The sequence below is a fragment of the Lujinxingia vulgaris genome (genome assembly GCF_007997005.1).
Taxonomy (GTDB): domain Bacteria; phylum Myxococcota_A; class Bradymonadia; order Bradymonadales; family Bradymonadaceae; genus Lujinxingia.
This window is the reverse complement of record NZ_VOSL01000046.1, coordinates 1-10,367: the sequence shown is the minus strand read 5'-3', so window position 1 is coordinate 10,367 and position 10,367 is coordinate 1. Positions and strand designations below refer to the sequence as shown.

Here is a 10,367-nt window from a genome sequence, read left to right as displayed (position 1 = left end):
GCAGGCTCCCGCCGGTGTCGCTGCCGAGGGCGGCGGGCAGCCAGCCCGCGGCCACCGCGGCGGCTGAGCCGCTGGAGGAGCCGCCGGGGCTGTGGTCGGGGCTTAAGGGGTGGAGGCAGGGCTTAAACGCCGAGTGCTGGCCGGTGGAGCCCATCGCGAACTCGTCGAGGTTGGTCTTTGCGACGATGAGCGCGCCGGCCGCGCGCAGGCGCTCGACCACGGTGGCGTCGAATGGCGAGCGGTAGCCTTCCAGGAGGCGGGAGGCGGCGGTGGTGGGCAGATCGCGGGTGCAGAGGTTGTCTTTGACGCCGATGGGAAGGCCGGCCAGGGGGCCTTCGGCCGTGAGCGCGGCGCTGGCGACCTCCTCGGGGGTGGCGCTGGAGAGCAGCGCGCCGAGCGGGTCGCCCTGGCTCTTTTCGAAAAAGCGCTCGGCGGGCCGGGGCAGGGCGGCAAAGGCATCGAAGGTGCCGGGCTGGCTCATGGCGTGGGCTCGACGTCGGAGGTGGGGAGGGCCGCGGGCATGGCCAGAAAGCCCCGGTGGGGATGGGCGGCGTTGTGCAGGGCCTCCCCGGGGCTCAAGGGGGCCTCGGGGGTGTCGGGGCGCTCGGTGATGGCGGGGGCGCCGGCCGGTCGGAGCGCCAGAGGCTTAAGGTCGGCCGCAGGTAAAAGCGCTTGATCGAGGCGCTGAAGGTGCGCCCGGAGCGCGGTTGCAGCGGTGGGTCGGAGCGCCAGAGTGGCGAGTTTTTCGGGGGGGAGGTCGGTCATGACGGCTTCAACCTGTGCGTGTGACGGGCCTGTGAACTTTCACTCTATCGACGTGCTTCGACTTGTCGAGCGGGGGGCGCGGACTAGTTTCGGCCCGCGTTTCGGGAACGCACAGATGACTCAAGGAGCAGTGATGAAAACGAACACGAAAAGAACGAAAAATACGAAAAAAACGATCGGTGCGCTGGCGGCGGTGGCGATGGTGGCCGCATGTGCCCCCTCGATGGCCAACGCTTTTGATGATGTGAGCGCCAGCGAGGTTCAGGATCTGCGCCGCCAGGGAAGCGGCACGGGCACCCTGAGCGTGCAGATCCACGTGGAGGCCGACTCGCGTCGCGATAACGCCGCCGACGCCGAAGGCTTTGAGACGGATTTTGAGGTGAAGGTCTTTCGCAGCGGTCAGCCCGTGCGCGACGCGACGGTGACCGTGTCGGCCTTTGAGGGGCCGGAGTGGACGCTCCGCCACGATGACGATGGCGAGTACGAGCGGGAGGTGCGCGGCTACCACCGCGCCTACCGCGTCGATGTGGTCGCCGGCGACGATAAGGTCGAAGGCGTGTATCTGGCCGGTCCGGCGGTGCACACCTTCACGGCTCCGACTCCGGGGGCCAGCGTGCCCGGCGATCAGCCCGTCACGGTGAGCTGGCAGGCCGAGGGCAGCGCCGATGAGAGCTGGCTTGAGGGGGAGGCGTTCGAGAAGGTGCGCGTCGACGACACGACCACCTACACCGTGCGCCCCGAGCAGCTGGAGCGGGAGTGGGATGAAGTCGAAGAGAACGAGTTTGAGCTGACGCGCATCAACCGCATGCCCATCAACGGCGCGGCCAGCGGCTCGGAGATGATCATCCGCGTTAAGAACGAGGTGGAGGTGCGCGTGGAGCCCTCGCGCAGCTAAGCTCCACCATCACCGATAGACATTATTGGAAGTCAAAAAGCCCCCGCTTCGTCGGGGGTTTTTTTGATCAGGGGGCCGGCGCCCTTCATGCTCGGCGTCGAGATCAAACGAGATCAAGAGGGAGGAGAGACAGGCCAGGGCGCGGTGTGTGTACGGGGTGCAGGTGGAAGCCTGATTGAAACGATCGAAAAGTTCAGGGGGTGAAGCGACCGAGGGTCATGCCGAGGCTCACGGCGGCCACAAGCCCGCCGCCGCCCTGGCCGCCCAGGGTGTAGCCGGCGTGGGCGGTGATCCAGAGGTCGGCGCCGGCGAAGCGGTGGCCCAGCCCGCCGGTGAGCAGGAGGTTGGTGCGCTGCTCAAAGCGCTCCAGGGGGGCCTGGGCGGCGTAGTCGACCTCCAGGCCAAGCGAGGCCAGGAGCGTGCGGCCTACAAAGCGTTGATCGAGGCCCAGGGTGGCGCCGAGCGCCGGGGTGAGGTGGTCGCGGGTGAGCAGCATCGGGGTGAGCTCGGCCCGAAGCATCAGAGGGCGCCCCACCCGGGCGAAGATCTCCTGGTAGAATCCCAGCGGCACCCCCACGCCGGTGGCGCCGTGCAGGTAGCGCGCACCCACCCAGCCGGCGCGTGCCTCGGTGCCGCGGGAGAGGTAGAGGGCGGCGCCCTCGGTGCCTGCGCTCAGCGAGATGGCGTGCGGCCGAAGGGCCAGCTCGGTGGCCGAGGCGCGCGTTGGCACGAGCGCCAGCATGGCGAGGAGGAGCAGCGCGCTCGAGAGGGGCCCGCGTCTCTTATGGGGGGGCATCGTTGGCGTCATGGGTTCATCATCCAAAGGATCAGGGGGCGATGAGGCCTTCGGGCCAGCGCTCGGGATCGTCGAGCGGGGAGGGGTCGCGGGGGGCGAGGCCCAGGTGATCAAAGACCAGCAGATCGAGGGCCGCGAGCACCCGGGCGCGGGCCTGTGGGGTGGGGATGGTGGCCGCCAGGTCGCTCTCGAGCTGGGAGGCGGTGGGGCTATCGATCATCTGAAAGTGGTTGGCGCCCTCGACGATGGCGAGCGGCACGGGGTTTGAGAAATCGGCCAGGCTCTCGTCAATTTCGGTAAAGGAGATGCGGCCGTCGCGCGCTCCCGCCACCGCGAAGACGCGGTCGGCCGGGTCGCGGGGATTTTGCAAGAGCTCGGCGTCGCCCGGGTCCGGAGTGCTCTGCAGCAAGAAGAGATGCGAGAGGTCGTCGGGGCGGCGTAGCCAGACCTTCGACGCCACCACCCCGCCCAGGCTGTGACCCAGCGCCAGCCCGGGCTCCGGGGCCAGCCGACCTTCCAACACGTCGCCCTCGCGCGCGGCGGCGTCCCGGGCAGCCGCGATGACGTCGGCGCCGTTGCCGGTGGCAAAGATCGCAAAATCCAGGGGGTGATCGGGGCTTAAGACCACGTAGCCGCGGCTGGCCAGGTGCATCGCCAGCCAGCCGTACTGCTCCGGGCTGACCGCGCCCCCCTGGATGAGCAGCGCCAGGGGGTGGGCCTCCTCCTCGGCGTTTAAGCCTGTGGGGAGGTAGACAAGCGTGCGCACGTGCTGGTCGACCCGCACGCGAAGCTCGCGCTCCAGAAGCGCCACGCCGTAGGGGCCGCGCTCCGGGGCGTCGAGCGCGAGCTCGGGGGCGGTGGCCAGGAGATCGACGGGTTCGGCGGGGCCGCAGCTGCTCAGGAGCGCCGCCAGCATCAGGGCCAGCGCCAGGATCCGCGCAGGCCGTGTCTGGCGCGGTGTCGGGCTATGTCGAAGCATCCATCATCCAACGTGAAGAGTGGCGAGCGTGGTCCACCCCGCGGAGGGCGTCGCGAGGATTGTAGAGGGATTGACGTTAATGGCCAGGGGCCGGGGCGCGGCCGGTGAGGAGCTGCAGGGCGCGGTAGAGGTCGGTGCGGGTGATGATGCCGAGCACGGGGCCTTTTTCGGGCATCACGAGCACGCGGGGCTCGTCCTGGCGGCCCATCATCTCCAGAAGATCGGCGGCGGAGGCGTTGGGGTCAATGCGTTCGGGCAGGGCGGTGAGAAAGTCGCCAATGGGGGCGTCGGGGTCGGCGCCCTGCACGTTTTTGAGGGTGACCATGCCGGTGAGCTGCCCCGTCTCGTCGCGCACCGGATACGCATGCCTCGATTCGCGCAGCATCCGGCTCAAAAGTTCGCCGACGCTGAGCGTGGCGGGAAGGGAGACCACCGGGGTGCTCATCAGCTGCTGGACCCGCACGTCGCGAAGGAGCTCGTCGGCCAGCTCAAAGCGGGCCTCGGCGGCCACGGCGATGTAGATGAAGAGGGCGATGAGGATTAGAAAGATATTCAGGCTAAAAATCCCCACGACGCCCAGGACGATGGCCAGCACGCGGCTGACGGTGGCGGCGATCTGGGTGGCGCGCAGCCGAGGCAGACGCATCGCCAATAGCGAGCGCAGCACGCGACCGCCGTCGAGCGGAAGCGCCGGGATCAGGTTAAAGACCGCCAGCGCGACGTTCATAAAGGTGGTGTAGGCGACCACAAAGAGCAGCGCCGGCCAACGCTCCGGGAGCACGAGCAGCAGCGCGGCGCCCAGGGCGGCGAGCAGCCCGCTGGTGATGGGCCCGGCGATGGCCACCACGGCCTCGGCGCCGCGCTGGGTGGGCATCTTTTTAAACTGCGCCATGCCGCCCAGAAGCCACAGGGTGATGCGCTCGGTCTCCACCCCGTAACGGCGCGCCACCACGGCGTGACCCAGCTCGTGGATGACCACGCTGATAAAGAGCGCCAGCGCGGCGACAAGCCCCAGCACGTAGGGCAGCAGGCCCTCGTTCAACGCCCCGGGCGCCACCGGCAGGTTGAAGAGTTCGACAAAGGGCGCGATCTGCCGGGCGATCAGCCAGGCCAGGAGCGGCAAAATGATCAAAAAGGTCAGATCGAGGTAGAGCGGGATGCCCAGCAGGCGAAAGGGCAGGCGCAGGGCGTGCTTAAACATCGTCGACTCCCGGGCCGAAGAAGGTCGCGTGTGACAAGGCGAAGATCGGCACGGGCGACACAGACCCAATCTTTTCCGCCGGGGGAAGAAGGGGGGAGGATCGCCGATCGCGCAGGTTTTATGCGCCTGATCGCGTGTACTTTAAATTGAAGTAGACGTGATCAGGTGCTGATCGAGGGTGTTGGAGATTGAAGGAAGGTCGATCAGGTGCTGATCGAGGGTGTTGGAGATTGAAGGAAGGGCGATCAGGTGCTGATCGAGGGGGGCTGCGAATGAAGGAAGGTCGATCAGGTGCTGATCGCGTCTCTCTGCAGCGCGGAGACGTGTGATCAGGTGCTGATCGCGCGTGTTTCAATCTGAAGGACGAGCAAACAGGTGCTGATCACGCGTATTTAAGCGTGAAGGATGGTCGAATCGCTGCTGATCGCGTGTGTTTCAGCTGCGGAAACGGTCGATCAGGTGGTGATCGCGTGTGTTTTAGCCGCGGAGACGGTCGGTCAGGTGCTGATCGCGTGTGTTTCAACTGCGGAGGCGGTCGATCAGGTGCTCATCGCGAAAGCTTCAGCCCTCCCGGCGCGCCATGGCCATCAGCCCCAACTCGCCCAGGGTGGTACGCACGCGGATGTCGGTGAGGCCGGCGTTCTGCAGCAGGTTTTCGAGGGTGGACTGGCGCATCGGGGCGCGGGATCGGCTGGCCAGGCGCCAGCCGACCATCGAGAGGGCGAAGCGCGCGCTGCTCACGGGGTGGCGCAGGGTTTGCTGGCGAGCGTCGGGGTCGGCCAGGGCCCCGGCGGTGGCGCGGGGAAGCGAGGCGTCGGCGTTGGGCTCCAGGAGCGCCAGCCGCCCCCCCGGGCCGAGCGCAGCGCCCAGCGCTGAGAGGGCGCCTTCTCGGTCGGGCAACAAGTAGAGAAAGGAGTGGCCCACGATCAGATCGAAGGGTGGGAGCTCGTCGGGGAGCGCGTACACATCGGCGCGCTCAAAGCGCAGGTTTTTCAGCGCGCTGTAGCGGCCCCGGTGGTGCTGGCGCGCACGGGCGATCATGCGGTCGGCCACGTCCACCCCCAGAACCTGCGCGTGGGGCAGCTGGCGAGCGAGGCCAAACGCGCTCTGCCCCGGGCCGCAGCCCACGTCGAGCACGTGGCGCACCCGGCTCAAATCGCTGATGGCATCGAGGGCGTCGATGAGGCGATCGACCTGCGCGCTCCAGAGGGCCTGGTGGGTGAGCAGATCGTAGCCCGACGCGGTGAGGTTAAAGAAGGTGCGGTTGCTTGCCACAAATATGCCTTTAGAACTGGGACACCACGCCGACCCCGGCGGTGGCCGGGAGGCGAAAGCTCAGCCCGATGCTGATCGCGCTGTAGGCCGGCTGCGTCAGCCCGCGGGTGGCCTCGACAAAGAGGCCAAAGGCGTTTTCGCCGTAGCCCAGGTACGCACCGCAGAAGGAGGAGCCGTCGGAGCTGGTCTGGCATTCGGCGCCGACGCCCTCGGTAAAGCCCACCGACTCCAACGTCAGCCGCAGACCGATCGAGGGGCCGCGCCCCACGCCCTCGCCAGCGAAGCGGTAGGCGGGGCGCGCGCTCGTGATCAGACGCATCGCGCGGGTGCCGTCCTCGTCGGTGCGCACGAGCGGGATGTAGCTTAAGTCGAGGTGAGGGCCGTGGGCGGCCACCGGGTCGACAAATAGAAAATGCGCGCTGTAGCCCACGCCCACATCAAAGCGGCGCGCGCCCTGGCCATACACCACCTGCAGGGGGTTGGCCGTGACGGAGAGCGGCATGGTGATGCGCGCGTTGTCCTCGGGGATGCCCGCGCTGGCGCCCACGCCGATGGCCATCTGCACGGGCGGGGTCACCCAGGCCACCGGCACACAGCCCGCGCTCAAGGTGAGCAGGGCGGCGATGACCAGAAAACGTGAGAGTAGTCGGAGGGGGCGCAAAGACAGCTCGGGGCGATGCGAAGTGGCGAGGTACGTCATGGGGCGATCCTGCCCGCAACGCGCCGGATTGTCACGCGGGAGCGGGTTTTGTTAGGAGTCGGTCTTGGGAGCGCGTTTGATGATGATGGCTGACAAAAGGCAAAACCATGTTTGAGCGGAGACTGGATGAGCGCGTGGCGCTGAGGCTGCTGCAGATCGGCGACAAAGAGGAGCTCTTTGAGGTGGTCGATCGGGAGCGCGAGGAGCTGCGGCGCTGGCTGCCCTGGGTCGATGCCATCACGAGCGTCGATGATTACGACGGGTACATTCGCTCCACCCTCGATCAGCTGGCGCGGGGCGACGGGTTCCAGGCGGCGATCACCGTGGAGGGGCAGATCGCCGGGATGATCGGGGTGCACGGCGTCGATCGCGCCAACCTGAGCACCTCGATCGGCTACTGGCTCAGCGCGGCGTACCGCGGCGAGGGCATTATGACGCGGGCCACCGCCGAGGTGCTGCGCTGGGCGTTCTGGGATGAGGGGCTGGAGCGGGTGGAGGTGCGCTGCGGGCGCGAGAACCTGGCGAGCCGCGCGGTGGTCGAGCGCCTGGGGATGGTGGAGGAGGGGACGCTGCGCCGCGCCGAGCGCCTGGTCGATGGGTGGACCGACCTGGTGGTGTATTCGATGCTGCGCGACGCATGGCAGGCCGCTCAGGCCCAGTGGTGAGAGCGCCAAAAAGAGCTTAAAGCGCTCGCTGCACAAGCCAGAGGTCGTCGCCGTTTTGCTCGACGACCATGGCGAAGTCGGCGTCGGCGCGGCGCGCGCAGAAGGGGATGTCGTCGGAGAGGTATTCGTGGCGAGTGGGGTCGGCGAATTTCTGGGCGGCGCGGCTCTCCCAGACGCGGCGGATGGCCTCGGCGTCGTCGGGGTTTTTCAGGCCATGGAGCCGGGCTTGAAGCCACTGCGCAGTCGCCAGATCTTCATCGCCCTCGGGGTGGCTGGCGAGGATCTGCACGGTGGGGGAGGGCTCGGGGCGGGCGCTCAGATACGCTTGCGCGGCGGCCACGGTGCTGCCGGCGTTGGCCAGGCCGGTGACGAGCAAAAGCCCCTGAAAGTCGCGCGCGGCGTGCGCCACGGCCTGCACGCCGTTGGAGGTGGTCAGGACCAGGGTGCGGTCTTTGAGATCCGCCCGGGCGGTGAGCGCCGGGGAGTTTCCCAGATCAAAATCGGCGGGTTTGATGGCGTCGCGCTCCCCGGCCAGAAGCCAGCCCGGGTGCCGGCGCGCGCGCCGGCGCGCCTCGTCGATCGAGGCCACCAGCAGAATGCGCGAGGCGCCTCCTTCAAACATCACCTGGGTGTGGGTAAACGCGCGGATGGTGTCGATGACGATGCGCACCGCCGCGGGCTTAAACTGTGGGCGATGCCCCTGAAAGATGGCGACCCGGGGCCGCGCCTGCGCCTCACTCATAGGCCAAAGAGCCCGTAGAAGAGCATCGAGTCGGGGTTGCCGCCGGTCATCGCGCCCATGGCCGTGGAGACGACCATATGCTCGGAGTTGAGCTGGTCATGGATGGCCTTGCGCTCCTCGGTGGAGAGCGCCTTCCAGGTCTCAAGCGTCTTGCGGTTGATGGCGCCGGTGATCAGCAGGAACTGGTTGGCGAGCGCGTCGGTGTAGGTCTTGCGCTCCTCTTCGCTGAGCGAGGCCGGGTCGAAGTTTTCGTTCTGGTTGGCCTCGACGATGATCTCGCGGACCTTCAAAAACTCCTCGCGCTGCGCGTCGTGATCGTCGAGCAGGGCCTGGGCGACGGCGTCGCTCCAGGGCTCGCTGCCCTCTTTGTTGCGGTTGCCGGCGGCGGTCACGCGGTTGATCAGGCGGAACTGCAAGAGGCGCTCTTCGAAGGCGCGGCCGCCGTGCTCCTGGACGTGGGCGTTGAAGGCGTGGCCCAGCGCCTGGGTGCGGTCGACGGTGCCCTTGAGCGCGCGCAATTTTTTGAGGCCGGCCAGCGCGCCGTCCTGGTTCTCGTCGAGCTTTTTGTTGGTCTCAAACTGTTCGCTCATCTCGCGCACTTCGCGGGAGTTGCCCCAGGCTTCCATGGCCTCTTTGAAGTCGCGGGCCTCGGAGGTGGAGATGGGCTGGTCGAGGGCGTTAAAGAGCTCGTCGATGCTGCGATCGTTCTGCGAGGCGCCGGCGTTTTGCGACCCTTCCTCACCGGAGTTCGCCGCGGCGGACGGTGCCGTGCTGCCGGCCGCACCGCCGCCCTCCTGCATGGCACCAAGGCCTTCCACCGCGCTCATGATGCCGCCGAAGATGCCCTGCGGCGCGTCGGCCTGGGCTTCTTTTTCGATGCCTTCGCTCAGGCTGGAGTAGGCAAAATAGCCGGTCGCGCCCAGGCCCACCGCGCCGATAAAGAGCAGGCAGCCGCAGCCGGCAAGGGCTTTAAACCAGGGAAAGCCGTTGCTGGAGGAGGACGCGGTGACCGAGGCGGTGGGATCGGCGCTGACGTTGGGGCGCATAGAACCTCCGTAAAAGGTGAGGCGATGGGATCGTGGCGCGCTTGTCCGGGCCTCGCCAGCTCACGCGCAAAGCGAGGATGGCGGGCCCGGGGCGCGGACGAAAGCGAGTTGAAGAAGGGGGAGCTTAACGCTTGATGACGTAGCTTTCCAGCGCCTGATCGATGGCCTCGGTGGCCTCGTCATAGCGGTCCTGGCGGCCGCCGGCCTCAATCAGGTGAATGCGCTTGTCGGTGGCAAAGAGCGCCACGGTGTAGCGGTAGGGCGCGCCGTTCTGGTCGCGGCCAAACTCAAAGCGCAGGCCTTTTTCACCGCTGGCGGCCTCGATATCCGACTTTTCGAGCAGGGCGTAGCCGCCGCGGGTGCGCATGCGCTCCATCACGGCCTGCTCCCAGAACTCCAACGAGGCCGGCGGGGCATCGGCGCCGCGCGACTCGCCGACCTCAAAGGTCTGCGCGCGCATGACCACGCCGTGATGGGTCATGGCGACGTAGTCAGCGGCGGTGTTTTTGGTCTTGGAGACCTCCACCATCTGGTCGGGGGTGGTGATCTTAAAGTCGGCGCAGGCCGCCGTGCTCAGGGCAGCGGCGATAAGCGCGGTCTGAAGAAGTCGTCGCATCAGCGTGATCATCGCGTGGCCTCCGGGGCGCGCAGCAGCGACTCCAGGCCGAGCTCGTTGAGCCAGGGGAAGGGCAGAAGGTAGTCGTCGGCCGGAAGTTGGGTGTGGTGACGTTGCTGGAAGTGCACGTCGATGGTCGAGAAGGCGATCTGCTGGGAGAGGTTCTCGATCTGCGAGCGCAGCTGCTCGATCTGTTGCGTCAGGCGCGCGAGCTGGGCTTCGACCTTCAGGGTGTCTTCGACGCTCTGGGCGCGCTCGAGGATCGCGCTCATGCGGGCGTGCACCTCCAGGGCGTTTTGCAGGCGGATGTTCAAGTCGCGAAAGCTCTCGGAGACGTCGTGGGCCTGCCACTGGGTGTGGGTGACATCACCGAGCTTCGAGAGGGCGTCGAGGGCCTGGCGAAAATACTCGGCGGGCACGCGCAGCGTGAGCTGGTTGGTGGTGCGGCGAGAGGCGTAGCCGCCCAGGTCTTCGACGATCTTGAGGGCGGCCTCCTGGGTGGGGTTCACCTCGAAGATCGCCATGTGCAGAGACGCCGTATAGACGAGCAGGCGTGTGGGTCGGGCCTGTTCTTCGGCCGAGGGTGAGGTGGAGGCGCCGCCGGTGGTCTGAGTGGCGCCAGCCGCCGGGGGAGGCGGCGCGGGTGCGGCCGCGCCCCGGGCCTGAGGCTGCTCCTGCGGAGCCCGG

General features: G+C 67.6%; 13 protein-coding genes. 2 read left to right on the top strand and 11 right to left on the bottom strand.

The window, feature by feature from the left end; all coding sequences use genetic code 11:
- Positions 1–481, bottom strand: a 481-nt coding sequence (locus FRC96_RS10375) for an amidase family protein (RefSeq protein WP_249776212.1), incomplete at its 3' end; no start/stop codon positions are given.
- Positions 478–765, bottom strand: a complete 288-nt coding sequence (locus FRC96_RS10370) for a hypothetical protein (protein WP_146974427.1) — start codon at positions 763–765, stop codon at positions 478–480. The genes FRC96_RS10375 and FRC96_RS10370, both read right to left, overlap by 4 nt.
- A 133-nt stretch (positions 766–898) precedes the next feature.
- Between FRC96_RS10370 and FRC96_RS10365 the strand changes: the two genes are divergently transcribed.
- Positions 899–1,660, top strand: a complete 762-nt coding sequence (locus tag FRC96_RS10365) for a hypothetical protein (RefSeq protein WP_146974426.1) — start codon at positions 899–901, stop codon at positions 1,658–1,660.
- 193 nt (positions 1,661–1,853) lie between these two features.
- Here the strand turns inward: FRC96_RS10365 and FRC96_RS10360 are convergent, their stop codons facing one another.
- From FRC96_RS10360 to FRC96_RS10340, 5 genes are all read right to left on the bottom strand, one after another.
- The gene (locus tag FRC96_RS10360) at positions 1,854–2,456 is read right to left on the bottom strand and encodes a hypothetical protein (protein WP_146974425.1); all 603 of its coding nucleotides are present in this window, start codon (positions 2,454–2,456) and stop codon (positions 1,854–1,856) included.
- Between the two features lie 31 nt (positions 2,457–2,487).
- Positions 2,488–3,435: an alpha/beta hydrolase gene (locus FRC96_RS10355; protein ID WP_146974424.1), complete on the bottom strand. Its 948-nt coding sequence runs from the start codon at positions 3,433–3,435 to the stop codon at positions 2,488–2,490.
- Between the two features lie 76 nt (positions 3,436–3,511).
- The gene (locus FRC96_RS10350) at positions 3,512–4,636 is read right to left on the bottom strand and encodes a site-2 protease family protein (RefSeq protein ID WP_146974423.1); all 1,125 of its coding nucleotides are present in this window, start codon (positions 4,634–4,636) and stop codon (positions 3,512–3,514) included.
- A 561-nt stretch (positions 4,637–5,197) separates the two neighbouring features.
- The gene (locus FRC96_RS10345; RefSeq protein ID WP_230470106.1) at positions 5,198–5,911 is read right to left on the bottom strand and encodes a class I SAM-dependent methyltransferase; all 714 of its coding nucleotides are present in this window, start codon (positions 5,909–5,911) and stop codon (positions 5,198–5,200) included.
- A 10-nt stretch (positions 5,912–5,921) separates the two neighbouring features.
- A complete protein-coding gene (locus FRC96_RS10340; RefSeq protein WP_146974421.1) occupies positions 5,922–6,611 on the bottom strand; it encodes a hypothetical protein in 690 nt (229 codons plus the stop codon).
- Between the two features lie 107 nt (positions 6,612–6,718).
- On the opposite strand from FRC96_RS10340, the gene FRC96_RS10335 reads away from it, so the two are divergent.
- Entirely contained in the window at positions 6,719–7,276 is a 558-nt protein-coding gene (locus FRC96_RS10335; protein WP_146974420.1) for a GNAT family N-acetyltransferase, read from the top strand.
- Between the two features lie 16 nt (positions 7,277–7,292).
- Here FRC96_RS10335 and FRC96_RS10330 read toward each other — a convergent pair whose 3' ends face one another.
- The 4 genes from FRC96_RS10330 to FRC96_RS10315 form a co-directional block, all read right to left on the bottom strand.
- Positions 7,293–8,018, bottom strand: a complete 726-nt coding sequence (locus tag FRC96_RS10330) for a 2-phosphosulfolactate phosphatase (RefSeq protein ID WP_146974419.1) — start codon at positions 8,016–8,018, stop codon at positions 7,293–7,295.
- Positions 8,015–9,064 carry a hypothetical protein gene (locus FRC96_RS10325; RefSeq protein ID WP_146974418.1) on the bottom strand — a complete coding sequence of 350 codons (1,050 nt, stop codon included), beginning with the start codon at positions 9,062–9,064 and terminating at the stop codon, positions 8,015–8,017. Before FRC96_RS10325 ends, FRC96_RS10330 begins: the two co-directional genes overlap by 4 nt.
- 124 nt (positions 9,065–9,188) lie before the next feature.
- Positions 9,189–9,692 carry a hypothetical protein gene (locus tag FRC96_RS10320; RefSeq protein WP_146974417.1) on the bottom strand — a complete coding sequence of 168 codons (504 nt, stop codon included), beginning with the start codon at positions 9,690–9,692 and terminating at the stop codon, positions 9,189–9,191.
- Positions 9,689–10,367 (bottom strand): DUF4349 domain-containing protein (locus tag FRC96_RS10315; RefSeq protein WP_146974416.1); only part of this gene is annotated, 679 nt, incomplete at its 5' end. The genes FRC96_RS10315 and FRC96_RS10320, both read right to left, overlap by 4 nt.